Annotated in this window: 28 protein-coding genes; 14 read left to right on the top strand and 14 right to left on the bottom strand. The window is 72.8% G+C overall.

Annotated features, from left to right (window positions below; genetic code table 11):
• Positions 1–9 precede the first annotated feature (9 nt).
• The 4 genes from ACWCO8_RS08055 (at position 10) to ACWCO8_RS08040 (ending at position 3,065) form a co-directional block, all read left to right on the top strand.
• Positions 10–1,590, top strand: coding sequence for an amidohydrolase (locus tag ACWCO8_RS08055; protein WP_451031909.1), 1,581 nt, complete (start codon positions 10–12; stop codon positions 1,588–1,590).
• On the top strand, positions 1,587–1,817 hold the full coding sequence (locus ACWCO8_RS08050; protein WP_451031512.1) for a hypothetical protein: 231 nt from the start codon (positions 1,587–1,589) through the stop codon (positions 1,815–1,817). The genes ACWCO8_RS08055 and ACWCO8_RS08050 overlap by 4 nt, the downstream gene beginning before the upstream one ends.
• Positions 1,818–1,936: 119 nt before the next feature.
• Positions 1,937–2,530, top strand: a complete 594-nt coding sequence (locus tag ACWCO8_RS08045; RefSeq protein ID WP_451031511.1) for a GNAT family N-acetyltransferase — start codon at positions 1,937–1,939, stop codon at positions 2,528–2,530.
• Positions 2,531–2,567: 37 nt separating this feature from the next.
• Entirely contained in the window at positions 2,568–3,065 is a 498-nt protein-coding gene (locus ACWCO8_RS08040; RefSeq protein WP_451031510.1) for a MarR family winged helix-turn-helix transcriptional regulator, read from the top strand.
• A gap of 139 nt (positions 3,066–3,204) precedes the next feature.
• Here the strand turns inward: ACWCO8_RS08040 and ACWCO8_RS08035 are convergent, their stop codons facing one another.
• The 7 genes from ACWCO8_RS08035 to ACWCO8_RS08005 form a co-directional block, all read right to left on the bottom strand.
• Positions 3,205–4,395, bottom strand: a complete 1,191-nt coding sequence (locus ACWCO8_RS08035; RefSeq protein ID WP_451031509.1) for an acetylornithine transaminase — start codon at positions 4,393–4,395, stop codon at positions 3,205–3,207.
• Positions 4,392–5,195 (bottom strand): acetylglutamate kinase, encoded by an 804-nt coding sequence (gene argB / locus ACWCO8_RS08030; RefSeq protein WP_451031908.1) that lies wholly within the window; start codon positions 5,193–5,195, stop codon positions 4,392–4,394. The genes ACWCO8_RS08035 and argB overlap by 4 nt, the downstream gene beginning before the upstream one ends.
• Before the next feature lie 146 nt (positions 5,196–5,341).
• Positions 5,342–6,493, bottom strand: coding sequence for a bifunctional glutamate N-acetyltransferase/amino-acid acetyltransferase ArgJ (argJ, locus tag ACWCO8_RS08025; RefSeq protein WP_451031508.1), 1,152 nt, complete (start codon positions 6,491–6,493; stop codon positions 5,342–5,344).
• Positions 6,490–7,527, bottom strand: coding sequence for an N-acetyl-gamma-glutamyl-phosphate reductase (gene argC / locus ACWCO8_RS08020; protein ID WP_451031507.1), 1,038 nt, complete (start codon positions 7,525–7,527; stop codon positions 6,490–6,492). The genes argJ and argC overlap by 4 nt, the downstream gene beginning before the upstream one ends.
• Before the next feature lie 76 nt (positions 7,528–7,603).
• Positions 7,604–8,272 carry an isochorismatase family protein gene (locus ACWCO8_RS08015; RefSeq protein WP_362008372.1) on the bottom strand — a complete coding sequence of 223 codons (669 nt, stop codon included), beginning with the start codon at positions 8,270–8,272 and terminating at the stop codon, positions 7,604–7,606.
• Between the two features lie 157 nt (positions 8,273–8,429).
• Positions 8,430–9,182 carry a DUF2470 domain-containing protein gene (locus tag ACWCO8_RS08010; RefSeq protein ID WP_451031506.1) on the bottom strand — a complete coding sequence of 251 codons (753 nt, stop codon included), beginning with the start codon at positions 9,180–9,182 and terminating at the stop codon, positions 8,430–8,432.
• Positions 9,183–9,683: 501 nt separating this feature from the next.
• A complete protein-coding gene (locus ACWCO8_RS08005) occupies positions 9,684–9,992 on the bottom strand; it encodes a hypothetical protein (RefSeq protein ID WP_451031505.1) in 309 nt (102 codons plus the stop codon).
• Here ACWCO8_RS08005 and ACWCO8_RS08000 point away from each other — a divergent pair.
• Positions 9,940–10,341: a DUF4232 domain-containing protein gene (locus ACWCO8_RS08000; protein ID WP_451031907.1), complete on the top strand. Its 402-nt coding sequence runs from the start codon at positions 9,940–9,942 to the stop codon at positions 10,339–10,341. The two genes, ACWCO8_RS08005 and ACWCO8_RS08000, sit on opposite strands and share 53 nt — an antisense overlap.
• Before the next feature lie 55 nt (positions 10,342–10,396).
• Here the strand turns inward: ACWCO8_RS08000 and ACWCO8_RS07995 are convergent, their stop codons facing one another.
• Positions 10,397–10,804, bottom strand: coding sequence for a RidA family protein (locus ACWCO8_RS07995; RefSeq protein WP_451031504.1), 408 nt, complete (start codon positions 10,802–10,804; stop codon positions 10,397–10,399).
• A gap of 96 nt (positions 10,805–10,900) precedes the next feature.
• Between ACWCO8_RS07995 and ACWCO8_RS07990 the strand changes: the two genes are divergently transcribed.
• Entirely contained in the window at positions 10,901–11,281 is a 381-nt protein-coding gene (locus ACWCO8_RS07990; protein WP_362008362.1) for a winged helix-turn-helix transcriptional regulator, read from the top strand.
• Between the two features lie 25 nt (positions 11,282–11,306).
• On the opposite strand, the gene ACWCO8_RS07985 is transcribed toward ACWCO8_RS07990, so the two are convergent.
• Positions 11,307–11,672: a DoxX family protein gene (locus tag ACWCO8_RS07985; RefSeq protein WP_451031503.1), complete on the bottom strand. Its 366-nt coding sequence runs from the start codon at positions 11,670–11,672 to the stop codon at positions 11,307–11,309.
• Between the two features lie 106 nt (positions 11,673–11,778).
• Here ACWCO8_RS07985 and ACWCO8_RS07980 point away from each other — a divergent pair, with 106 nt between their 5' ends.
• Positions 11,779–12,156, top strand: a complete 378-nt coding sequence (locus ACWCO8_RS07980) for a winged helix-turn-helix transcriptional regulator (RefSeq protein ID WP_451031502.1) — start codon at positions 11,779–11,781, stop codon at positions 12,154–12,156.
• 62 nt (positions 12,157–12,218) lie between these two features.
• On the opposite strand, the gene ACWCO8_RS07975 is transcribed toward ACWCO8_RS07980, so the two are convergent.
• Positions 12,219–12,692 carry a VOC family protein gene (locus tag ACWCO8_RS07975; protein WP_451031501.1) on the bottom strand — a complete coding sequence of 158 codons (474 nt, stop codon included), beginning with the start codon at positions 12,690–12,692 and terminating at the stop codon, positions 12,219–12,221.
• 195 nt (positions 12,693–12,887) lie between these two features.
• On the opposite strand from ACWCO8_RS07975, the gene ACWCO8_RS07970 reads away from it, so the two are divergent.
• Positions 12,888–13,619: a DUF6215 domain-containing protein gene (locus tag ACWCO8_RS07970; protein WP_451031500.1), complete on the top strand. Its 732-nt coding sequence runs from the start codon at positions 12,888–12,890 to the stop codon at positions 13,617–13,619.
• A gap of 7 nt (positions 13,620–13,626) precedes the next feature.
• Here ACWCO8_RS07970 and glsA read toward each other — a convergent pair whose 3' ends face one another.
• Positions 13,627–14,742, bottom strand: a complete 1,116-nt coding sequence (gene glsA / locus ACWCO8_RS07965; RefSeq protein WP_451031499.1) for a glutaminase A — start codon at positions 14,740–14,742, stop codon at positions 13,627–13,629.
• 161 nt (positions 14,743–14,903) lie between these two features.
• On the opposite strand from glsA, the gene ACWCO8_RS07960 reads away from it, so the two are divergent.
• Positions 14,904–15,395: a DUF1269 domain-containing protein gene (locus ACWCO8_RS07960; RefSeq protein WP_451031498.1), complete on the top strand. Its 492-nt coding sequence runs from the start codon at positions 14,904–14,906 to the stop codon at positions 15,393–15,395.
• 116 nt (positions 15,396–15,511) lie between these two features.
• On the opposite strand, the gene ACWCO8_RS07955 is transcribed toward ACWCO8_RS07960, so the two are convergent.
• A complete protein-coding gene (locus ACWCO8_RS07955; protein WP_451031497.1) occupies positions 15,512–16,606 on the bottom strand; it encodes a baeRF3 domain-containing protein in 1,095 nt (364 codons plus the stop codon).
• A 270-nt stretch (positions 16,607–16,876) separates the two neighbouring features.
• Between ACWCO8_RS07955 and ACWCO8_RS07950 the strand changes: the two genes are divergently transcribed.
• Genes ACWCO8_RS07950 through ACWCO8_RS07930 form a run of 5 tightly spaced genes read left to right on the top strand, consistent with a single transcriptional unit; the run spans position 16,877 to position 22,161 of the window.
• Positions 16,877–17,347, top strand: coding sequence for an SRPBCC family protein (locus tag ACWCO8_RS07950; RefSeq protein WP_451031496.1), 471 nt, complete (start codon positions 16,877–16,879; stop codon positions 17,345–17,347).
• Complete coding sequence (locus tag ACWCO8_RS07945; protein ID WP_451031495.1) at positions 17,344–19,656, top strand: FdhF/YdeP family oxidoreductase; 2,313 nt, start codon at positions 17,344–17,346, stop codon at positions 19,654–19,656. Before ACWCO8_RS07950 ends, ACWCO8_RS07945 begins: the two co-directional genes overlap by 4 nt.
• A 38-nt stretch (positions 19,657–19,694) precedes the next feature.
• Complete coding sequence (locus tag ACWCO8_RS07940; RefSeq protein WP_451031494.1) at positions 19,695–20,699, top strand: Dyp-type peroxidase; 1,005 nt, start codon at positions 19,695–19,697, stop codon at positions 20,697–20,699.
• Positions 20,696–21,514, top strand: a complete 819-nt coding sequence (locus tag ACWCO8_RS07935; RefSeq protein ID WP_451031493.1) for a family 1 encapsulin nanocompartment shell protein — start codon at positions 20,696–20,698, stop codon at positions 21,512–21,514. The genes ACWCO8_RS07940 and ACWCO8_RS07935 overlap by 4 nt, the downstream gene beginning before the upstream one ends.
• Positions 21,511–22,161 carry a DUF1345 domain-containing protein gene (locus ACWCO8_RS07930; RefSeq protein WP_451031492.1) on the top strand — a complete coding sequence of 217 codons (651 nt, stop codon included), beginning with the start codon at positions 21,511–21,513 and terminating at the stop codon, positions 22,159–22,161. Before ACWCO8_RS07935 ends, ACWCO8_RS07930 begins: the two co-directional genes overlap by 4 nt.
• Positions 22,162–22,167: 6 nt before the next feature.
• Here the strand turns inward: ACWCO8_RS07930 and ACWCO8_RS07925 are convergent, their stop codons facing one another.
• Complete coding sequence (locus tag ACWCO8_RS07925) at positions 22,168–23,088, bottom strand: LysR family transcriptional regulator (protein ID WP_451031491.1); 921 nt, start codon at positions 23,086–23,088, stop codon at positions 22,168–22,170.
• Positions 23,089–23,137: 49 nt separating this feature from the next.
• Positions 23,138–24,337, bottom strand: coding sequence for an MFS transporter (locus ACWCO8_RS07920; RefSeq protein ID WP_451031490.1), 1,200 nt, complete (start codon positions 24,335–24,337; stop codon positions 23,138–23,140).
• Positions 24,338–24,643: the final 306 nt, after the last annotated feature.

Here is a 24,643-nt window from a genome sequence, read left to right as displayed (position 1 = left end):
CCGCCCATGATGCTCTGCACGAGGCTGACGAACGCCCGCGTCCTCACCATGGACCCGGACCACCCGGTCGCCCACGACCTGGGCATCTGGAAGGGCAGGATCGTCGGCCTGGACGAGGCCGTGACCTCGCTGCCCGCCCGCGAGGTCATCGACCTCCAGGGCGCCACCGTGCTGCCCGGGTTCATCGACAGCCACGTCCACCTCGCGTGGACCGGCCTCAAGGCGAGCTCCCCGTCCCTCGCCGGACTCGCGCGCGTCGAGGACGTTCTCGACGTGGTGGCAGAGGCCTGCTCCCGCAAGAACACCCCCGGCGCGTGGGTGAGCGTCGGCGGCTACGACCAGCGGGCCCTCGGGCGGCACCTGACGGCCACCGAACTCGACCGCGTCAGCCAGGGCCACAAGCTCTTCGTGATGCACCAGTCCGGCCACGCCTGCGTCGTCAACACGGCCGTCCTCGACCTGCTCCCGGCGGACGTTCCGCACGAGGACGGCGTCCTCGTGGAGAGCGCGATGGGCGCGGTGCGCAAGCTGCGGCTGCCGTACGCGCAGGAGGAGCTGGCCGACGCCGTCGAGTACGCGGCCCGCGAGTGCCTCACGGAGGGCATCACCGCCGTGGCCGAGGCCGGCATCGGCGGCGGCCTGCTCGGCCACAGCCCCGTCGAACTCGGCGCGTACCAACTCCTGCGCGACCAGGGCCGGCTGCCCCTGCGGGTCCAGCTCATGCCGGGCGGCGACACGCTGCGGCAGGTCGGCGCGCACGAGCGGGACGGCATCCCGCGCGGGCTCGACCTCGGCCTGCGGACGGGCTTCGGGGACGACTGGCTCTCCGTCGGCGCGCTGAAGATCTACACCGACGGCGGCATGATGGCCCGTACGGCCGCGCTCACCGCCCCGTACGAGGGCTCGGACCACACCGGCCAGCTCCAGGCCGACCCCGAACACCTCACCTCCCTCATCGTCGACGGTCACCTGGGCGGCTGGCAGCTCGCCGTCCACGCGATCGGCGACCGGGCCGCGGACCTGGCGCTCGACGCCTTGGAGCGTGCGCAGGAGCTGCGGCCCCGCACCGACGCGCGCCACCGCATCGAGCACGCGGGCCTCATCCGCCCCGACCAGCTTCCGCGCTTCGCCCGGCTCGGTCTCAGCGCCGTCGTCCAGCCCAACTTCCTCCGCTACTTCGGCGACGACTACGCGACGATCATGGGCGCCGAGCGCGCCCCCTGGATGTACCGGGGCCGGGGCTTCCTCGACCACGGCGTCACGCTCGTCGGCAGCTCCGACCGGCCTGTCACGGACGGATCGCCCCTGCGGGCCGTCCAGTTCATGGTCGAGCGGGCTTCGACGTCCGGGCAGCTCATCGGCCCCGACGAGGCGATCACGGTCGACGAGGCGCTGTACGCGTACACGGTCGCCGGCGCGTACGCCTGCCGCTGGGACGACACCGCCGGCAGCCTCAGCCCGGGCAAGCGGGCCGACCTCGTGGTCCTCGGCGACGACCCGCGCCGCGTCGACACCTCCCGGATCGGCGACATCGAGGTCGTGGCGACCTTCGTGGACGGGCGAGAGGCGACGACCGGGAAGAAGCTGTGACGGGGCAGGCGGACTCGCCGCTGGAGCGCCACGCGCCCCTCTGGCAGGGCGCCCAGGGGCCGTCCCGCTGGGTGATCTGGCACACGGCAGAGGGCGAGGACATCGTCTTCGACCGGGAGTTGAACATCCCGGCCGCCGTGGAGGACGCCGAGCTGGCGGAGGTCGTCCGCCGGATGCGGCGGGCCGGGGTGCCGGAGAGCGACGACTATCCGGGGCGGCCCTGCTGAGCGGGGCCAGTCGACTTGGCGGTCAATTCAAGTAAGGCTAACCTTAGTTCGACTGATCCGCCGGTTGGCGCGACGAGCCGATCGTCTCTGCGCGCACGGTGGACCGAGGAAGGAACGCCTTGACCACGGCCCCGCCGCGCCAGGCCCCGCTGTCGCCGCGCGCACTCGCTCCGCTCGTCCTCCCCGCCCTGCCTGCCGCCCCGGCTCTCACCGACCTCACGCATCTCCCCGAGGTCTCAGAGGTACCCGACCTCCCCGGCGGCGGGCCCCGCGTCCGGACGGCACGGCCGGAGGACGCCGAGGCGCTCGCCGCCCTCTCCTTGCCGTTCGTCCGCTCGGGAGCGCTCCGCGAGCGCCCGCTCTCCCTCTACGCCGACCAGGCGTCCGACTTCCTCGTCGCGGAGTCCGCCGGGGGAACCCTCGACGGCTGCCTCGGCCTGCGCGCGTACGCCGCCGACAAGGCGGGCGTCCTCTACAACTTCTGCGTGGCCGGCCACCGTCAGGGCTGCGGCACGGGGGCCCGGCTCCTGCGCGCCGCACTGACGAAGGCCAGGACCCGCTCCCTGCGCACCCTGTTCACGGCGACGACCGGCGGCGGCGACCTCTTCCTCCGCCACGGCTTCACCCCCACCCACGCGACCCTGGCACCCCCGGCCTGGGCCCAGTCCCTGGACCCCCGCCGCAACGCCCGCATCCTGGCCCGGGCCCTATAGGTCCGCTCCCCGAGGTCGACATGTAGCGTCGGTGATCATGAAACCGTCGAACGACAGCATCACCGACCAGGCCCCGGCCGATCCGGCCGCCACGGAAGACATGCTGGCGAGCCAGCCCATCGGCTACTGGAGCGGCCTCGCCCACGAGGCCGTGACCCGGCATCTGCGGGACGCCATGGCCAGGATCGATGTCACGCAGCCGCAGTACTGGGTCCTCAACCGAGTCAACGGCGGGCCCAAGCCACCCAGCCGTGACGAGGTGATCGCCCAACTGACCCCCCTCGCCGACGGGCAGCGCGAAATACCTCGCGTCATCGACCAGTTGCTCCACCGCGGCTGGCTACGGACCGACGCCGACCAGCACCTGCACCTCACCGACGCCGGCGAGGCCGCCAGGGCCCGGCTGCGCGGCCTGGTCACGGAGCTGCGCGAGGAGGTCCACAAGGGCATCAGCGACGAGGAGTACGTGGCCGCCCTCAAGGTGCTCCGCACGATGATCGCCAACGTCGAGGGAGCCGTTGTCTCGGCGCCATGAGAGGGCATCGACCTCCAAGGCTGCCGACGCCTGTCCGGCGGATCATGTCGGGCGGTCGGCAGCGGGATCGTCGAGGCAGCCGGTGGTCGTGATGCACGTCCACCGGCTGCCCGGAGTGGTCCGGGATCCGCGCCGCTGTTCAGGCGGAGAGGATCTCCGGGAGGGCCTTCACGAGTTGGGCGGCCTCGTCGGCCGTCAGGGTCAGGGCCGGGGACAGGCGTACGGTGGTCGGGTTCGCCGCGTTGATCAGGAAACCGGCGTCCTGCGCGGCCCGTTGGACGAGGGGGGCGACCGGTTCCGTGAGGGCCATGCCCAGGAGGAGGCCCGCGCCGCGGACCTCGGCGATCCGGGGGTGCGCCAGGTCCTCGATGCCCCGGCGCAGGGCGGCACCCACGCGGGTCACCCGGTCGAGCAGGCCCTCCGCCTCGATGGTCTCCAGGACGGCGAGGCCGGCCGCGCAGGCGACCGGGTTGCCGCCGAACGTGGAGCCGTGCGTCCCGGGGCCGAGGAGCGAGGCCGCTTCGCCGAAGGCGACCGTGGCGCCGATCGGCAGCCCGCCGCCCAGGCCCTTCGCGAGCGTGACCACGTCCGGGTCCACGCCCGAGGCGGCCTGGTGCGCGAACCAGTGGCCGGTACGGCCGATCCCGGTCTGCACCTCGTCGAGGACGAGCAGGGTTCCCGTCGCCCGGGTGATCTCGCGGGCGGCCCGCAGATAGCCCTCGGGCGCCGGAACGACCCCCGCCTCGCCCTGGATCGGTTCGAGGACGACCGCCGCGGTCTCCTCGGTCACGGCCGCGCGCAGCGCCTCGACGTCTCCGTACGGCACGTGCGTGACCTCGCCCGGCAGTGGCAGGAACGGCTCCCGCTTCGCGGGCTGTCCGGTGAGCGCGAGCGCCCCGACGGTGCGCCCGTGGAAGCCGCCCTGGGCCGCGACCAGGTGCGGCCGCCCCGTCCTGCGGGCGATCTTGAAGGCGGCCTCCACCGCCTCCGTACCGGAGTTGGCGAAGAACACCCGGCCCCGCTCCCGGCCGAGGAGACCGAGCAGCCGCTCGGCCAGCGCGACGGGAGGCCCGGCCACGAACAGGTTCGAGACGTGCGCGAGCCGGCCGATCTGGTCCTGCACCGCCGCAACCACGGCCGGGTGCGCGTGCCCGAGGGTGTTCACCGCGATGCCGCCGGTGAAGTCCGTGTACGCACGGCCCGCCTCGTCCCACACCGTGCTGCCCTCGCCCCGGACCAGGGCCAGCGGGGGAGTGCCGTACGTGTCCATCATCACCGCGCTCCAACGGCGCGTGAGCGGGGTGGCGTTGGCGTCGGCCTCCGCGGTCACCTGGGGTCCTCCTCTGTCCCGTTGCCGGGCTTCTCGTCCGGGACGACGGTCGTGCCCGGGCCCTCCTCGGCGAACACGCCGCGCAGCAGGGCGTGCGGCACCCGGCCGTCCAGGACGTGGGCGCGCCGCACACCCCCGCGTACCGCGCGCAGACAGCCCTCCATCTTCGGGAGCATGCCGCTCGCGAGCCCCGGCAGCAGGGTGTCGAGTTCGGCCGCCGTGAGCCGGTCGATCACCTCGGTGCTGTGCGGCCAGTCCGCGTACAGCCCTTCCACGTCGGTGAGGACCACCAGCCGTTCCGCGCCGAGCGCGACGGCGAGCGCCGAGGCCGCGAGGTCGGCGTTGACGTTGTAGACCTCCCCGTCCTCACCTCGCGCCACGGGCGACACCACGGGGATACGGCCCTGGTCGAGCAGCGTCCGTACGGTGCCCGGCTCCACGGCCACGACCTCGCCGACGAGCCCGATGTCCACCGGCCGGCCGTCCACCCACGCCGGGCGCCGTACCGCCGTCATGGTGTGCGCGTCCTCGCCCGACATGCCCACCGCGAACGGTCCGTGGGCGTTGAGCGCGCCGACCAGGTCCCGCTGGACCTGGCCGGTGAGCACCATGCGGACCACATCCATCGTCTCGGGCGTCGTGACGCGTAAACCCGCCTCGAACCTGACCTCCAGATCGAGGCGGTCGAGCATCGCGCTGATCTGCGGCCCGCCGCCGTGCACGACGACCGGGCGCAGGCCCGCGTGCCACAGCTCCACGACGTCCTGGGCGAACGTCCGGTGCAGCGCGGGGTCGACCATGGCGTTGCCGCCGAACTTGACGACGACCGTGCGGCCCTGGAGCTCCTCCAGCCACGGCAGATCTGCGGCGGTCAGCCCGGCGGTCAGGCCCTCGGTCACCCCGGCCGCCTCCCCGGCGGTCGGTCCCGTCACCGTTCCCTGTCCGCTCATGAGCTGTACGCGCTGTTCTCGTGGACGTACTCGGCGGTGAGGTCGTTCGTCCAGATCACCGCGGAGGACTCGCCCGCGCACAGGTCCACCGTGATGGTGATCCGGCGCCCCGACAGATCGACCTTCTCCCTGGACTCGCCCGCCGCGCCGTTCCGGCAGACCCAGACGTCGTTGATGGCCACGTCCAGGCGGTCCGGATCGAAGGCCGCCGCCGTCGTACCGATCGCGGAGAGCACCCGGCCCCAGTTCGGGTCCTCGCCGTGCAGCGCGCACTTGAGCAGGTTGTTCCGGGCGATGGAGCGGCCCACCTCGACGGCGTCCTCCTCGGAGGCCGCGCCGACGACCGTCACCGCTATCTCCTTGGACGCGCCCTCGGCGTCCGCGACCAGCTGCCCGGCCAGGTCGAGACAGACCGCGTGCACGGCCTCGTCGAAGGCCGTGGCGTCCGGGACGATCCCCGAGGCGCCCGAAGCGAGCAGCAGGACGGTGTCGTTGGTGGACATGCAGCCGTCGGAGTCGACCCGGTCGAAGGTGGTGCGCACCGCCCGGCGGAGCGCCGCGTCGAGCGCGCCGGCGTCGACGTCGGCGTCGGTGGTGAGGACGACCAGCATGGTGGCGAGGCCGGGGGCGAGCATCCCCGCGCCCTTGGCCATGCCGCCGACCGTCCAGCCGTCCCGGGTGACGGCGGCGGTCTTGTGCACCGAGTCCGTCGTCTTGATGGCGCGGGCCGCGTCCTCCCCGCCGTCCTCGCGGAGCAGTTCGGCGGCGGTGTCGATGCCGGCCGTGACCCGGTCCATCGGCAGCATGACGCCGATGAGTCCGGTGGAGCACACCGCGACCTCGTGCGGCTCGGTGTCCAGGGCCCGCGCCGTCCGCTCGGCCATGAGCAGCGCGTCGACCGCGCCGGGCTGCCCCGTACAGGCGTTGGCGCCACCGGAGTTGAGGACGACGGCCGCGAGCCGGCCGTCGGCGAGGGCGCGACGGGTCCAGCGTACGGGCGCGGCCTGCACGCGGTTGGAGGTGAAGACGCCGGCGGCCGCGCGGGACGGGCCCCGGTTCACCACCAGCGCGAGGTCACGATCGCCGGACTCCTTGATGCCGGCGGCGACACCGCAGGCGAGGAATCCACGGGCAGCGGTCACGCTCAAGGAGCCACTCCATTCGTGGGCAGGCCCAGGCCCTCGGGCAGGCCGAGGGCGAGGTTCATGCACTGCACCGCGCCACCCGCGGTGCCCTTGACCAGGTTGTCGATGGCGCTCACACAGATCAGCCGGTCGGCCTCCGGGTCGACGGCGAGCTGCACCTGGGCGGTGTTGGAGCCGAGGACGGCGGCGGTCGACGGCCACCGCCCGGGCGGCAGGAGCCGTACGAACGGCTCGTCGGCGTAGGCGGCCTCGTACACGGACCGCACCGCGGCCTCGCCGCCGCTCGCGACCTCCGGGCGCAGCCGGGCCGAGCAGGTGGCGAGGATGCCCCGGGACATGGGAGCCAGCGTCGGCGTGAAGGAGACCGTCACGTGCTCGCCCGCCACCAGGGAGAGGTTCTGCGTCAGCTCGGGGGTGTGCCGGTGGCCGCCGCCCACGCCGTACGGCGTCATGGAGCCCATCACCTCGGCGCCGAGCAGGTGCGGCTTGAGCGCCCGCCCGGCCCCCGAGGTCCCGCTGGCCGCGACGATCACCGCGTCCGGCTCGACCAGCCGCGCCGCGTACGCGGGGAACAGCGCGAGCGTGACCGCCGTCGGATAGCAGCCGGGCACCGCGATCCGGGTGGCGCCCTTCAACTCGTCCCGGGTGCCGGGAAGTTCGGGGAGGCCGTACGGCCAGGTCCCGGCGTGCCCGGAGCCGTAGAACCGCTCCCAGGCCTCCGGGTCGCGGAGCCGGAAGTCCGCCCCGCAGTCCACGACCACCGTGTCGGCGTCGAGCTCCCGCGCGAGCGCGGCCGACTGCCCGTGCGGCAGGGCGAGGAAGACCACGTCGTGGCCGCGCAGGGCGGCCGCGGAGGTCTCCGTCAGGACCCGGTCCGCGAGCCCGGGCAGCTGCGGCTGCACGGACCCGAGCGGGCGGCCCGCGCTGCTGTGCCCGGTGAGCGCGCCGAGCTCCACGCCGGGATGCGAATCCAGCAGGCGCAGGAGTTCCCCGCCCGCGTAGCCGCTGGCACCGGCCACCGCGACCCGTACGGTCATCTTCTTCGTTTCTCCCTGTCCGTGGGGGGCTGCGGTCACAGGATCGGCGCCGCAGGTCGCCGTCAGGGGGACTAGGTCACGCGTCCCGGCGAACGGCAGGTTGCGCCCTGCTGAGCAAGAGGTCCCGCAGCAGGGATTCGGTCGTGCACACCACGCCGCTGCGGGCGGCCCAGCGCAGCGCCATCGCGTGTTCCTCGGGGGAGAAGTCCGCCACGGCGTCCGCGACGACGAAGGGCTGGATGTCGTTCATGAAGGCGTCGGCCGCCGTCAGGAGGACGCCGAGGTGGGCGTAGACCCCGCAGATGATCAGCTGGTCGCGGCCCTCGGAGCGCAGCAGCCGGCCGAGATGGCTGCGGAGGAAGGCGTTGTGTCGCACGTTGGCGAGCAGGTGCTCGCCGGTGCGCGGCGTGAGCGGCGCGACGATCGCGGCCGCGTCGGGCTCGTCCCCTATACCGGGGCCCCAGACGTCGGCGACCAGGCCGCGCTGGCCGGGCCGCTGGGCGGCCGGCTCGGCGCTGAAGACGACGGGCATCCCGAGAGTGCCGGCGAGCTCGCGCAGGGCCGTGATGTTGTCGACGAGTTCGACGACCGGGCTCTGCCCGGCCGGGAACGCCTCCACGAAGTGGTTCTGCATGTCGAGGACCAGGAGCGCGGCGCGCGCGGGGTCGATGGACCAGGAGACGCAGGAGCGGGGGAGGGCGGCGCGGTCGGGCAGGGGGTAGGGGCCGACGGTCGGCAGGCCCATGGGTGGTTCCTCCCCCCGGGTGGCGGGCACGGGTCCGCGCCGACCACCCCTGACGTGTGATTTAGCTTAGCCTAACCTAAGTGACGCCTGTCCGGGCAGGTCAACCCCTCATCGGGGCCGACGAGTTGCCCGGGACGACGGGGTGACGGGGCTACCGTCACGCGCGGGGCGAAGGGTGCCGGCGGTGGGAGCAGGAGGGCGTCGTGAGGATCCGCCGGACCTGCTCACCGGCCTCGGCCGCGTCCCTGGCCTCGACGGGGAAGGGGATGCGCAGGTCGCAGTGGCCCTCGCGGTACTCGCACCGGAGCGTGATGCCGTACCGGTCCACGGCCAGCGGCAGCGCCCGGACCACCCCGTACGGCAGACGCGACCCGGCGAGGACGACGAGGTCGGCCACCATGTCCGCGTGGGCGTCGGCGAGATGTGTGAGCATCGCGGCCTCCTCCACGGCGAGCGCGTCGGGGCGCGCGAGGGTGTACGCGTCCAGGCTCACCTCCTGCGTCCCGGCGGCGGTCCGCAGCGTGACGCGCGCGAGGTCGAGCCGGAGCCCCTCGCCGCCGCCGTTCCCGTCCGCCTCCTCGACCACGTCCGCCGGGCCTGCGGGGGCGAGCCAGCCCGAGATCGTCACCCGGGCACGCACCCGGTCCCGCAGGGGGGTCGGCGCGATGTCGGTGAACTCGAGGAGGACGGCCAGGCTGCCGTGCGGCGCCGCGGCGACCTGGGCGGTCAGCGGGCTGTCGGCCTGGGTGGTGAGGGTGATCCGCCCGGTCCGCCCCACGGTGTGCATGCCGATGAGGTCGTAACACTGCCCGTCGGTGGTGAGCGAGAGCGAGACCGCCTGGGCCAGGATGGAGCGGACGCGCTCCGCGGCGACCTGGTCGGACGGGGCGGTGTCGGTGACGGCGCTCAAGGCAACTCCTCGCGTGGCGACGGACATCGGAGCATCCGATGCGGCTTAGGTAAGGCTAACCTAAGTCACTCCTGAAGGTCCTGTCCACCCCGCCGCGCGGTGGCGGCTCCCCTACGATCTGCCCGCTCGCTTGTTCACCCGTCAGTCGGTTCGTTGGCTCGCTCCTCGATCGGCCATGAACGTACGCCTGCGCATGAAGGGCCTCCGGGCGCGACTCTCGTCAACGGCGGGGCGGCCGCGGGGATCGTGGGGGCGAGCTTCCACCAGCCGTACCCCGGCTCGGCGTTGAAGGACTTCAGCCGCGTCCTCACCCAGGTCGAGGGGCAGCGCTTGGGCGGCTCCCCGTCCGCCCCCGTCGCGACGCTCACCACCGACCAGGCGTGGTTCGACCGAGTCGTCGACCGGGAGGCGAACACCCCTGAGTACCGGGCCCTCCTCGCCGATCTGCCGACCGGGTCGACGTCGTCGGCGTCGACGACTACCACCCGAGCGGCTCGGACCTCAACGTCTGGGGCGACGGGCTGACCCCGTACGTCCGTCAACACGAAGGCGGACGTCAAGGCGACGTACTACGCCGAGGGCCAGGTGTACAGGGGAGGCGCGGGGACCGGCTTCCGCCTCGGCCTCGGCCTCGGCCTCCGCTTCCGCCTCGGCGAGCGCCACCACCTCCGCGTCGCCCTCCAAGGGCACCTCGACCGGCGGTGGAACGGGTGGCGCCACGTCCGCGTGCACGACGAAGAACACCTCGGTCGCGTTCATCGCCTCCGCCCACCACGCAAGCGAGCAGGAGCCGGCCGCGGCGACCGTCAAGGTCACCAACACCTCCCAGGCGACCTGCACCCTCGTCGGCGCCAGCACCCTGGTGGCCAAGGACGACCAGGGCAAGGCCGAGCCGATCAGCGCCGACACCTCCGCGAACGGCACCGACGCCGTCGACATCAAGCCCGGCGCCTCCGCCACGGCGACGGTCCTCTACGTCGACCTCAACCTCGAGGGCAGCGCCTCCGCCCGCGAGGTGTGCGCGATCCAGGCCTCCACGGTCGAGATCGCGCTGCCGGACGACGAGGGCCGCACCGTCAAGGTGACCAAGGCCAACGGCTCGGCCGGTACCTTCAACGTCTGCGGTCCGGAAGTGAAGTTCGACGGCTTCGGCAAGTAGCCGACAGTCGACGGAGCCGAGGCCGCACCCTCGGCTCGTCGTCCGCCTCCGCGGATCAGTCGATGACCGCGGTCGCCTCCACCTCGACCAGGTGCTCCGGTACGTCGAGGGCCGCGACGCCGATCATCGTCGCCGGCGGCACCGGGGTGAAGCCCAGTCGTGCGGAGGCCCGCTCGAGGCCTTCCATCAGCAGCGGCATCTTGTCGGGGGTCCAGTCGACGACGTAGACGGTCAGCTTCGCCACGTTCTGGAAGGACGCGCCGACCTCGGCCAGGGCGGTGGCGATGTTGACGTAGCACTGCTCGACCTGGGCGGGCAGGTCGTCCTTGCCGACGGTGACCCCGTCGGGGGTCCAGGCGACCTGTCCGGCGATGAACACCAGCTTCGACCCCGTCGCCACCGCGACCTGCCGGTAGACGGGGACCTCGGGCAGGCCGGCGGGGTTCACAAAGGTGATGGCCATGATGGTGCCTCTCGTGCTCTCTTGTGGTTACCCAGGAACCGTAGGAGAGTGGTCCGTGACATGGAAGAACGCACTTTCCAGTGACTGGGGAACCCGATGGTGACCAAGCAGTTCAGCGGCCTGCCCGAGGACGCGGACGTGCGACGCGCGGACTCACTGGGCCGGGAGATCTTCTCCGACGTCGCCAACAAATGGGCGCTCCTGATCATCGAGATCCTGGGTGAGGACACCCTGCGCTTCAGCGCCCTGCGGGACGGGATCGAGGGCATCAGCCACAAGATGCTCACGCAGAACCTGCGCATGCTGGAGCGCAACGGCCTGGTCGAGCGCACCGTGCACCCCACGGTCCCGCCACGCGTCGAATACGCCCTCACCGAGCCGGGCCTCGCCCTCCGCGTGACGATCGACGGCCTGTGCGCCTGGACGCATACGTATCTCGGCGCCATCGAGGACTCCCGTCGCCGCTTCGGCACCTGACCCGGCTGTGGTCGTGCGGCCTGGTTCAGAGCCGGGCGAGGCCCAGCCAGGTGGCCGCTGTGGCGGTCAGCAGCAGGGCGATGTTGAGGCCGATCTGCCGGGCCTCGCCGCGGGACAGATGGACGACGATGCCCCCGACCTGGATCAGGACGAAGCCGATCGCGGCGGCGACGGCGAGCCAGGGTGCTATCCCGGTCAGCGGCGGCAGGATCAGGCCCACCGCGCCGAGGACCTCCAGCGTGCCGATGGCCCTGACGGCCGGCATGGGGACGCGGTCGACCCACCCCATCATGGGCTGGAGCCGCTCCCTGCTCCGGAGGACCTTGATGGATCCGGCGTACAGGTAGAAGACCGCCAGCAGCGCGGCGACGATCCAGTAGGCGACGTTCACGAGTGCCCCCTCGCACATGGTTCCCGGACGGAAGTGGCCTCATGATGGGGGACCGTCGAGGGGCGTACAAAAGGCACACGGGTGTGCGTGAGGAGAGGGAGCCGGTATGACGGCGTACGAACACACGTGCCTGATCCGGGGCGACGGCGGGCGGACGGTCCGCGCCGTGCTCGACCGGATCTCCGCCACCTGGACGCTGCTGGTGGTGACGACGCTCGACCGGGGCGCCCTCCGCTTCACCGACCTGCACCGGCAGATCCCGGGCATCTCGCAGCGGATGCTGACGCTGACCCTCCGGAACCTGGAGCGCGACGGCCTGGTGTCGCGGACGTCGTATCCGGAGGTCCCGCCGCGGGTCGAGTACGCCCTGACCGCCACCGGGCGGAGCCTGATCGGCCCGGCGCTCGCCCTCGCCGGCTGGGCGATCGAGCACATCGAGGAGATCGAGGCCAGCAGGGCCGCCTACGGAGACCCGCCCGCCTGACCCCGTCCGCCTGACGCCGCCCGCCCCACCCGCCTGACCCCGCGCACCGCCCGCCGGCTGGATCAGCCGGCGTTCGGGGAGCCCATCGCCTTCTCGGCGCGCTTGGTCATCTCCTCCTCCGACACGTCCTCCACATGCGTGGCGACGCTCCAGCGGTGGCCGAAGGGGTCCATGAACTGGCCGATGCGATCGCCGTAGAACTCGTCCGTGACCGGCTTCAGTTCCCGCGCGCCGTGCGCGAGCGCCTTGGCGAAGACCGCGTCGACGTCCTCCACGTACAGGTGCAGCGTGAGGGGCGTGCCGCCCAGCGCCTTGGGGGAGCGGAAGTCGATGTCCGGGTACTCGTCCGCGAGCATGAGGAGCGAGTCGCCGACCTCCAACTCGGCGTGGCCGATGGTGCCGCCGGGCGCGGGCATCCGCATCCGCTCGGTCGCGCCGAGCACGGCGACGTAGAAGTCGATCGCGGCCGCGGCCCCGTCGACACTGAGGTACGGCGTGAGGTTCGGGTATCCCTCGGGAACGGGCTTGACGCTCACTGGGCTTCGGCCTTTCCGGGAACGGGACGATCGCCGCCGACCGCCGCCTGCGACCACTGATATCCCGTACGGGTGGGCCGACCGCCCCCGCCGCGCGGCAGCCGCCCACCCGGATACCCCGAAGGGCGGCGGCCGGGTCTTGTCCGCCCGCTGATCACGGGTTACGGTGCCCCGTCGCACAGGGGGGATCTTGATATGGCCGAGGACATCGACGCGCTTCCGAAGGGCGCGGGCGTGTGGGGGCAGACCATCATGGGGCTGATGCTGATACCCGCGCTCGGCGCCGCGCTCTGGGCCTACGGCGAGGTGGCGGACACCCCCGTCACCGGCGCCGAACGGCGGCCTGCCGCCTGTTCGGGAGGCGACAGCGGCAAGCCGCCGACGCCGCCGCCCGCGGATGCGGCGGACGACGCGGGCCCGCGCGTGAGCGGCGAGCAGCTGTGCCGGGCGCTGAACCGCCCCGACCTCGCCCAACTCCTCGGCACCCCCGGGGAGATGGCGACGTCCGCCAATGGGAGCGACGGCTCCATCAGTCTGGGCGGCGGCAGCGTCCGGGACCTCTTCACGCCCACGTCCCAGGTGGAGTTCGAGACGTACACGGTGTCCCTGGCGGCCACCTACGACGGGCTCCCCGTGAAGGGCTCCGACGCCGGGCTCCTCTGGGACGGCGCGCGGCCGCGGACCGTGCTCGGCCGCCCGGCGGTCGTGTACTCGCAGTCCACCGTCGCCATCAGCTTCCGCCTCGACGGGAGCGACGCGCACACGGGCAAGGGCGCCCCGGCCCGTGTCCTGTCCGTGGCCAAGGACGCCAAGGACAGCGGCGGCTCCTTCGAGCTCGCGATGTGGCGCGAGGACGGCACCGTGCCCGACGACGCGGTCCTGCTCCGGGTCGCGGAGCAGGTGCTGCCGACGATCCCGGGCTGGTAGCCCGCCTTCAGGGCGTTTTGCGCTCCTTCGGTGTACGGGGTGCGCCGGTCACGGGTGCGGAGGCGAAGAGGTTGAGGCCGAGCGTCCGGGACAGGCGGCGCGCCGCGCGCTGCCCGCGCACGCTGTTGCCCGCCGCGTCGAGCGGCGGGGAGAAGGAGGCCAGGGCGCACTTGCCGGGCGCCACCGCGACGATCCCGCCCGACACACCGCTCTTGCCGGGCAGCCCGATGTCGTACAGCCAGTCCCCGGACCGCTCGTAGAGCCCCGAGGCCGCCATGGCGGCGAGCACGCGGCGGCAGGTGCCCGGCTTCACGACCTGGACACCCGTGAGCGGATTCATCCCGCCGTCGGCCAAGGTTGCGCCCATGACCGCGAGATCCCGGGTGGTCACGGTCAGGGCGCACTGCCGGGTGTAGACGTCCGTGCTCTCCAGCGGATCGAAGGGCAGCCGTCCGTAGCTCTCCAGGAGCCGGGCGATGCCGCGGTTGCGCTGGTTGGTCGCGGCCTCGGACTCGTAGACCTCCACGTCGAGTTCGAGCCGCCGTCCCGCGAACGCGGACAGGCCGTCCTGGACGAACGTCCACTTGGCCGTCTCGCTGTCCCCGGGCACCAGACTGGTGGTCACCAGCGCCCCCGCGTTGCACATCGGATTCATCGGGGAGCCGCCGTTCAGCTCGAGCGCCATGACCGAGTCGTAGGGCAGCCCCGTGTTGTTCACCCCGACGGCCTCCCAAGCGGCGCGATGGCCGAGCCGCTCGCAGACGAGCGCGAAGACGAAGACCTTGGAGATCGACTGGATGGAGAAGGACCGGTCCGCGCAGCCGACGGCGTGCACCCGCCCGCGCGTGTCGGCGAGGCTCAGGGCGAACCAGGAGGGGTCCGCCGCAGCGAGCGCCGGTACGTAGTCGGCGACCCGGCCCTCGACCGACGGCAGATAGCGGGCGTGCGTCTCGCGCAGCAGCGCGTCCACCGCGCCCGCCTCGGGCAGGGAGCCGGTCGAGATCGCCCCGCGGCCCAGCTCGTCGCCGAACTCGGTGTCCCCCCGCTCCAGCTCGGGAGGTACGGCCCGGCCGGGAGGTCCGTGCGGGTCGTCCGGCCCGTCGCCCGGCTCGCTGGTGCGCATGAACGTCACTCTCCCCGCGCGCCCCGCCGCCCGCACGTGCGCGAGACCAGGCAGGTGAAGCGGGAGCGGGCGCGCCCCGGCCGCCCGTGCCTCTGATGCCCCACCCCCGGTGGCCCGCATAGGGTACGAAGTGACTGGTTTGATGACAAAGGAGACATGAGATGTCCGAGCTCATCGTGATCGGCTACGAGGACACATCCGTGGCGAAGAAGGCCTTCAAGGCGGTGCAGGAGCTCCAGAACGGCCATGTGGTCGATCTCAACGGACTCGCCGTCGTCTCGGTCGACGCGGACGGCGAGACCCATGTGGACACCCCCGCCAAGAGCGAGAAGGTGGCCGTCTCGGCCACGGCCGGCGCCCTGTGGGGCATGTTCCTGGGGATCATCATCCTCACCCCGGCCATCGGCGTCGTCGGAGCGGCGGTGGGAGGCCTCATCGGCAAGCTCAGCCAGATGGGCATCGACAAGGACTTCCGGAGCAAGGTCGACTCGCTCCTCAAGCCCGGCTCCGCCGCCGTGGTGATCATGGCCTCGAAGGTTACCGAGGACAAGTTCGCCGCCGCGATGCAGCCCTTCGGCGGCACCCTCCTGAAGACCTCCCTCACCGAGCAGGACGAGAAGGCCCTCGCCGAGCAGCTCGCGGGCACGGAGTAGGCACGGAGTAGGCGCGGAGCGGGCCCGGCGACGACGGGGGCGGTACGGAGACTCTCCGTACCGCCCCCGACTCCGTACCGCTCTCGCGCCTCCGCCTCCGCCCCCGCGCCTCAGCCTCAGTACCGCAGTACTGCCGCGATGCGCCGCGAGCCGGCCAGGGTGTCGTCGGGGACGAAGCGCACGCCCGCGCCCGTGCCCAGGGCCTGCTCCACGACCTCGTCCACGATGTCGTCGCGCGCGTCGAGGTCGGCCGGCGCGGCGGGTTCGAGGTGGTCGCCGTAGTCGCGGACGACCGCCCGGTAGTGCTCCTCGACGGCAAGGAGGCGGACCCGGCCCTCCTTCGCGGCCTCCCAGACCTCGTCGAGGCCGCCCGCGAACTCGCGCCGGCCCTGCGCGGCGTCCAGCTCGGAGACGACGGCCGCCGTGTCGGCCTGCTCGCGTGCCGCCCGCAGCGGCTGGAGCGTCCGCCACACCTCCGCCGCCGGGCCCGCGGCCAGACCGCCGGCCGGGACGGCGGTGACGTCCTTGCCGAGCGCGCCCTGCTCCTCCAGGAGGGCGAGCGCGGGCGCGTCCCCGACCAGGTACAGCGGCCGGGGCGAGGAGCTCAGGACGACGCGCATCGCCTCGTGCGCCTCCCGCAGGAACTGGCGGGTCTGCTCGTCCTGGAAGGTGCTCGGCATGTCGCCGATCTGCTCCTTCCGCTCGGCGTCGGGGTCCTCCAGGCTCCGCGTCAGCGGAAAACCGTCCCCGGTGCGCTCGACGACCCGCTCGGCCTCGCCGTCCCAGAGGGAGACCCGGTCGGCCGCCACGGCCAGCGCCCAGAACGGCTGCTCGGCTGCCTGCGCGGCGACCAGGTTGCGAGTGAGGAACGTGTCCGCGAGGACGACCCGCTCGGGCACCGTCCGGGCCACGGACCAGACGTGGTGCTCGCCGGGGGCCGCGTAGATCACGAGGCCGTCCTCGGCGTGGACGAGGTCGACCTCGCCGAGGGCGAGCTCCAGCTGGCTCAGCACGTCGAGGCGCCGCTCGCGGGTCACCGCGGGGTCCTGCTCAAGAGCCTCCCCGGCCCTGGCCACGAGGTTGCGGAGCCGGACGGGGTCCTGGGTGTTGTCGGGCTCCCTGCGGTGCGTCGGCATGAGCAGCGACACGGCCGGATACGGGCGGGGCTGACGCAGTTTGGCGAGCAGTTCGGTGCTGAGCGCGGGATGCATGAGAGCCGACCTTTCGGGGGCGGTCGCGGGGGCGCGAGGGAATCGCGGGGGCGCGCGGAAGGGGAGCGGCCGATCCTTGTGAACACGAACCGTGAGGAAACGACCCGTGAGAACGCGATCCGTGAGACCACGATCCTTACGAACGATATGTCCGAGTTCGCGGGTCGGCGCGTCGCGCGCCAGGAGCCATCCGTTCGGTCCTGCCGGACTGCGCGGACGGCCGTAGGGCACGAGGCTGGGCCCGACCCCTCCCGAAGGAGCGTGATCGGCGTGGCCCGGAACCGCCGTCTGATCCTCAGCTCGCCGTCCGAGGTCTGGCGCCTGCTGGCCGACGGTCACCGTTACGGAGAGTGGGTGACGGGGACGCAGGAGATCCTCTCCGCGGACCCGCACTGGCCGGCCGTCGGTGCCCGGCTGCGGGTGCGCGTCGGCGCGGGCCCGCTGACCCTCGACGACACCTGCGTCGTCCGCGTCTGCGAACCGGAGCGCCGCCTCGAGCTGGAGGCGAAGGCCGACCCCTTCGGCGCGGCCCGGATCGCCATGAACCTGAAGCCCTGGGGCGAGAACACCCTCTTCACACTCGACTGGCACCCCCTCCGAGGCCCCGGCACCCGGATGCACGGCCTCCCCGTGGACTACGTCATGGCCGTCCGCAACGGCATGATGCTGACGAAGCTGGCCCGGATCGCGGTACGTGAACACACCGTCGCGAGCCCGGCCGGCGAAAGGGCGGAAGCATGAGCGCCACTCCCGAGGAGAAGGAACAGGTCGAGGCGCGGGTGGGCCCCGAGCCCACCGCGGAGCCCGAGTTCCAGCCCTATCACCACCCGGCCGCCGGGTGGGGCGCGGCCAACAGCGTGACCCGGTTCATGATGCGCGAGGGCGCGCTCGTGGACGGTCCCCGGGCGATCATGCGGATGAACCACGAGAACACCGGCTTCGACTGCCCCGGCTGCGCCTGGCCCGACGACACCAAGGGCCTGCACCTGGACATCTGCGAGAACGGCATCAAGCACGTCACCTGGGAGATGACCCGCAAGCGCGTCGACCGCGCCTTCTTCGCCGCCCACTCGGTGACCGAGCTGGCCGGCTGGAGCGACTACGAGCTGGAGAACCAGGGCCGGCTGACCGAACCGATGGTCTACGACCCCGACACGGACCACTACACCCCGATCAGCTGGAAGGACGCCTTCGAGCTCGTCGGACGCACCCTGCGCGCACTGGACTCCCCGCACCGGGCCGCGTACTACACCTCGGGCCGGCTCGGGAACGAGGCCACCTTCCTCTACCAGCTCATGGCCAGGGAGCTGGGCACCAACAACCTGCCCGACTGCTCCAACATGTGCCACGAGGCCAGCGGCCGGGCCCTCAAGGCGTCCCTGGGAACGGGGAAGGGGACCGTCGATCTCAAGGACTGGGAGACGACCGACGCCCTGTTCATCCTCGGCGTCAACGCCGCCTCCAACGCGCCCCGGATGTTGACCGCCCTCGCGGAGGCGTACCACCGGGGGGCCCAGGTCGTGCACATCAACCCGCTCGTGGAGGCGGCCGCCACCCGCACGATCATCCCGCACGACTTCAAGGACATGGCCACCTTCCACGCGACCCGGACGAGCACGCTGAACCTCCAGCCGCGCATCGGCGGCGACATGGCGCTCGTACGGGGGATGGCCAAGGCGATCCTGGAGCAGTCCTCCGCCGACCCCAAGGCGCTGGACCGGGAGTTCATCGAGCGTCACACCGCCGGGTTCGAGGAGTACCGCGCCCTGTGCGAGGCCACGTCCTGGGAGGACCTTGAGCACCAGTCGGGGATCGGCCGCGCCGACATCCTCAAGGCGGCCCGCGTCTACCGCGAGGCGGACCGCTCCATCGTCAGCTGGTGCCTCGGCGTCACCCAGCACGAGCACGGCGTCGACACCGTACGGGAGATCGTCAACCTCCTGCTGCTGCGCGGCAATCTGGGCCGGGAGGGCGCCGGGCCCTCCCCGGTGCGTGGCCACAGTAACGTCCAGGGCAACCGCACCTGCGGCATCGACCACCGGCCCAGCACGGAGTTCCTGGACCGGCTCGCGGAGGTCTGCAAGATCGACCCGCCGCGCGAGCACGGCCTGGACACCGTACGGACCATCGAGGCGATGCTCCGCGGCGAGGTGAAGGTCTTCGTCGGCATGGGCGGCAACTTCGCCCTCGCGGCGCCCGACACCCCCGTCACGTACGAGGCGCTGCGCGCCTGCGAACTGACCGTCCAGGTGAGCACCAAGCTCAACCGCAGCCACGTCGTCCACGGCAAGCAGGCGCTGATCCTGCCCTGCCTCGGCCGCACCGAGAAGGACCAGCAGCGCAAGGGTCTCCAGAGCACCTCCGTCGAGGACTCGATGAGCATGGTGCACCTCTCGGCCGGGATGAAGCGCCCGGCCTCGGCGCACCTCCTCTCCGAGCCCGCGATCGTCGCCGGCATGGCCCGCGCGGCCCTGCCCGACAGCGAGACGCCGTGGGAGTGGTACGTCGAGGACTACGACCGCATCCGCGACACGATGGCCCGCGCCCTCGACGGCTTCGAGGACTTCAACCGCCGGGTACGGCTGCCGCTGGGCTTCCGCATCAAGCAGCCCGCTCGCGAGCTGGTCTTCCTCACCCCGTCCGGACGCGCCGAGTTCTCCACCGCCGAACTCCCCGACGTCGTCCCGCCTCCCGGCACCCTGGCGCTCGGCACCATGCGCTCCCACGACCAGTGGAACACCACGATCTACTCCGACAACGACCGCTACCGCGGGGTCAAGAACCTGCGCACCCTCGTCTTCATGAACGAGGACGACATGCGCGAACGCGGCGTCGAGAAGTTCGACCCCGTCGACATCACCAGCACGGCAAGGGACGGCAGCCGGCGACACCTGCGCGGCTACCTGGCGATCCCGTACGACATCCCGCGCGGCTGCGCGGCCGGATACATGCCCGAGATGAACGTCCTGTGCGCGCTCGGCGACTACAGCACACAGAGCGACCAGCCGATCATGAAGCACGTCCGGGTGACCATCGCCCCGGCCGCCTGACCGCGCCCCCGTCCACCCCACCCTCCGCCGGGAGTTCCATGGTCACCCCGCAGCCCGTCGTCGTACCGCCGTCGAAGGCCGCCGTGTTCCTCGTGGTCACGGTGAACCCCGGCGGCGAGACCGCCGTACGGGACGCGCTCGCCGATCTGGCCGGGCTGACGCGGTCCGTGGCCTTCCGCGCGCCGGACGACCGACTCACCTGCGTCGTCGGCATCGGCTCCACGGCCTGGGACCGGCTCGTCGGCGGGCCGCGCCCCCGCGAGCTCCACCCCTTCCCGCCGCTCACCGGGCCCCGGCACCGGGCCCCGGCCACACCGGGCGACCTCCTCTTCCATCTGCGCGCCCGGCGCATGGACCTCTGCTTCGAACTCGCCCGGCTCCTCGTCGAGGCCCTCGGCCCCGCCGTGACCGTCGTCGACGAGACCCACGGCTTCACGTACTTCGACGAGCGCGACCTCCTCGGCTTCGTCGACGGCAGCGAGAACCCCGAGGGCGACGCGGCCGGCGAAGCCGTCTTCGTCACCGCGGACGACGACGATCCGCCCTTCCACGGCGGCAGTTACGTCGTCGTCCAGAAGTACGTCCACGACATGGCGGCCTGGCAGTCGCTCACCGTCGAGCAGCAGGAACACGTCATCGGCCGCACCAAGGCCGCCAACGTCGAACTGCCCGACGACGTCAAGCCGCCCGACTCGCACGTCGCGCTCAACACGATCGTCGACGAGGACGGCACCGAACGGCAGATCCTGCGCGAGAACATGCCCTTCGGCACGATCGGCCGGGGCGAGTTCGGCACGTACTTCATCGGCTACGCACGGACCCCCGAGGTGACCGAGCGGATGCTGCGCAACATGTTCCTCGGCGACCCGCCCGGCCGCACCGACCGCATCCTCGACTTCTCCACGGCCGTCACCGGGGGCCTCTTCTTCGTCCCCAGTGCCGATCTCCTCGACGACCTCCCCGCCCCGCCTGCAGCGGCCGCCGCCGTCCAGTGGGACGACTCGCTGCGCATCGGCAGCCTCAAAGGAGCCCGAGCGTCATGACGATCCCCGCCGACACCGGCAACCTGCACCGCGAACTCGCCCCGATCACCCCCGCCGCCTGGGCCGAGATCGAGGAGGAGGCCCGCCGCACCTTCCGGCGGCACGTCGCCGGACGCCGGGTCGTCGACGTGCCGGACCCGGGCGGTCCCGGGCTCGCCGCCACCGGCACCGGGCACCTCTCCGCCATCGACCCGCCCGCCCCCGGCGTCACCGCCCACCTCCGCGAGGCCCGCCCCTTGGTCGACCTCCGTGTCCCGTTCACCGTGAGCCGCTCCGCCGTGGACGACGTCGAGCGCGGCTCGCACGACTCCGACTGGCAGCCGGTCAAGGACGCGGCGCGCGCCATGGCGTTCGCGGAGGACCGGGCCGTCTTCGACGGGTACGCGGCGGCCGGCATCGAGGGGCTGCGGGCCCGCTCCTCCAACCCGGAACTGAGCCTGCCGGCCGAGCCGCGCGACTACCCCGACGCGATCAGCCGGGCCCTGACCGCCCTGCGCCTGGCCGGGGTCGACGGTCCGTACGCGCTGCTGCTCGGCGCCGACGCGTACACGGCGGTCAGCGAGACCTCCGACCACGGCTACCCGATCGCCGCGCACCTGGGCCGCATCCTCGGCGGCGACCCGATCTGGGCGCCCGCGCTGACCGGCGCGTTCGTCCTCTCCACCCGGGGCGGGGACTTCGAGCTGCTGCTCGGCCAGGACCTGGCGATCGGCTACACCGGGCACGACGCGAAGGGCATCGAGCTGTACTTCCAGGAGACGCTGACGTTCCTGACGTACACGGACGAGGCGGTCGTCGCCCTCAGGACGCCATGACGCGGTGGTTGCCACAGTCCGCCGTCGCCCGGCTCGCCGGGTCGCTCGTCGCCGGAGCGGTGGTCGCGGTGGTCGTCGCCGTCCTCGCCGACCCGCGGATGGGAACGCTCGCCGGTATCGCAGCGACCGAGACCGTGTTCGTGGTGACCGGGTGGCTCGTCCTCTGGCCCATGGACGCGGCCACCACCCGGCGCGACGCCCGCCGCGAGGACTTCCGGCCCGCGGTCGACGAGATCGTCATCGTCGCCGTGGCCCTGTGCGGGCTCGCCAGCATCGTCGTCCTGCTGCTGCGCGGCGGCACCGACACCGGTCACGCCGCCGCCGCGACCGCGCTGAGCGGAGTCTTCATGGCGTGGGCGGCGCTCCACCTGATGTACGCCACGCGGTACGCGTACCTCTACTGCGGGGCGGCCGAGGGCGCGAGCGCCGAGGGCGGGATCGACTTCAACTCCCAGGAGCCGCCCGCGTACCGGGACTTCCTCTACTTCAGCTACAACCTGGGCATGACCTATCAGGTCTCCGACACCGACGTGTCCAGTCCACGCGTCCGCGCCGTGGTCCTGCGCCACTCCCTGCTGTCGTACGTCTTCGGCACCAGCATCCTCGCCACCGCCATCAACCTCGTCGTCGGCCTCGTCACGGACTGACCCCGGTCACGGGTCCCCCGGGACCCGCTCCAGGGCGGCCGCCACGTCGGTCTCCCGAGCCACGGCCGTCAGGGCGCGGGCCATGACCGAGCCCGGCTCCCGCGAGGCGACCACGAGACCCACCGGAACGGTCCGTTCCGGCGCGACCAGCGGCACCGCGCGCATCTCGTGCGGGACGCCGAAGACATGGAGCCAGGTGTGCGGCACGACGCTGGCCCACCGGCCCGTACGGACATGGGAGAAGAGGGCGCCCACCGAATCGGTCTCCACCCGGGGCGAGGGCCGCGCCCCCACCTCGTCGAACACCTCGTCGAGCACCCGCCGGCCCTGCATCGCACCGCTCAGCAGACAGAGCGGCAGCCGCGACGCCTCGGCCCAGGTCGCGGTCGTGCCGTGCGCGGTCCGGTCGGCGACACCGGTGAGCAGCACGTACCGCTCCTCGTACAGCGGGAGGACCGAGAAGCCCTCCGGGAGCTCCGCGCCCAGATACATGAGCCCGGCGTCGATCTCGAAGTCCCGCAGCCGGCGCAGGATCTCCTCCGACCGCAGGTCCGCGAGGACCTCGACGGTCACCAGCGGGTGCGCGGCGCAGAACGGGGCGGTCAGCAGGGAGACGGCGCCGGACGCGTTCGGGACCGTGCCGATCCGCATCCGTCCGCTCAGGCCCGTGCGCAGCGCGCCGATCTCGTCCTTGAGCGCGTCGCGGTCGGCCAGGATCCGCTGCGCCCACACCACGATCCGCTCGCCCTCGGGCGTCAGCCCCTCGTAGGTACGGCCGCGCCGGACCAGAGGCACGTCCAGCTCCTCCTCCAGCTTCCTGACCGCCTCCGAAAGGGCGGGCTGGGAGACGTGGCAGGACTGGGCGGCCCGGGCGAAATGACGCTCACGGGCGAGGGCGACGAGGTACTCGAGTTGGCGGAACAGCACGTCACGGGTCTACCCGACGGTTCTCGGCCACGCCAATCGAGCGCCCGGCTCACCCTCTGGGCAGGTTCCGGCGGCTGAAGCGCGCCGTGACCATCAGGCAGAGCAGGCCTCCGGCGGCGAGGCCCGCCAGCAGGGCCGGGTAGGGGGCGGCCCCGGCGGTCACGGCGAGCAGCAGCGGGGTCAGGAAGCCGCTGTAGGCGGCGCCCTGGTGGACGAAGGCGGTCGACGGCCGCGAGGCGGGTGGCGCGAGCCGCTCGATCTCCCGCAGCCCCGACGCGAGCGTGAGGCCGTACCCGGCGCCCAGGAGGACCGCGGCGACCACCACGAGGACGACGGAGTCCCCGTACGCGGCGCAGGCGCCGACCAGCAGCCCGGCGATCACGGTGACCATCGACACGAGCGTGGCCCGCGCGCTGTGCGCGTGGTCGAGCCAGTCCGCCACCGGCCGGACGGCGAGGCCCACGGCGAACGTCAGCGCCGTGACGAGGCCGCTGAACACCGGCTCGTACCCGGGTATCCGGTCGGCCACCAGCGGCGGAAGGACGACGTACGCGACGGTGGAGGCGCCGAACACCGCCGGGCTCGCCGGAAGCACGACCCAGAGGAAGCGGGGGTGCGCGAGCACCGCCCGGCCGAGGCTCGCGACCCGCGGCTCCCACCCGCCGCCCGTCTCCGACGGCGTGGTCCCGGGCACCCGGGCGGTCGCGGCGAGCACCAGCAGGACCACGGCGGCATGGACGAGACCGGGCAGCACCGTCGGCCCCGGCAGCCACTCGGCGAGCGAGCCCGCCGTGAGCGCCCCGGCGGCGAAGCCGCCCCCGGTGGCGTACGCGGCGCGGACCGCCCCGGCGTCGGGCCGGCCCGCCCCGGCGGACAGCTCCCGCAGCCAGGCGGTCCCCGCGGTCAGCACGAGACCGGCCGCGAGGCCCGTGGCGAGCCGGCTCACGTACACGGCCGCCTGGGACACGGCCGCCGCCGCGAGGACGACGCTGGCTGCGGCGGACAGCGCCAGCGCCGAGCGCACCACGCGCCGCCGCCCCGCCCGGCGCGCGGCCGGGCCGCCGAGCAGCAGGCCGGGCAGGAGCCCGAGGAGGTACGTGGTGAACATGGCGGCGACCGGGACGGCGGGCCAGCGCTCCTGCGTCCGGTAGACGACCGAGAGCGGGGCGAACTGGTTCGCACCCCACCCGGCGGCGAACAGCGCGGCCGCCGCCGGAATCCAGCCATGCACGGAACGGGAAACGGGCATGGCGGAACGGGCCTTTCGGTCGAGGGGGGCTTGGGAAATGAGCCTCCGACAATTCCGGGGGGCGCGTCAAAGAGGACTTTCCGATGGCCTGATAGGCGCTGCTTGTCACCCCGCCGGGGGACCCCGCCCGCCTCCGCCCGTCACCCCGCCGGCGACCCCGCCCGCCTGCGCCGACAGCCCCGCCCGCCTGCGCCGACGGCCCCGGGCGCGCCGCGCGAAAGATTCCGTGCACAGCCGACCACACCGTGCTACAGTCGGGACCAGTTGCAGTTGTGGTTCCCATAGACTTCAAGTGCCTTAGACGAA

The sequence above is a fragment of the Streptomyces sp. NPDC001927 genome (assembly GCF_053594455.1).
This window is presented reverse-complemented; position numbering and strand designations above follow the sequence as displayed.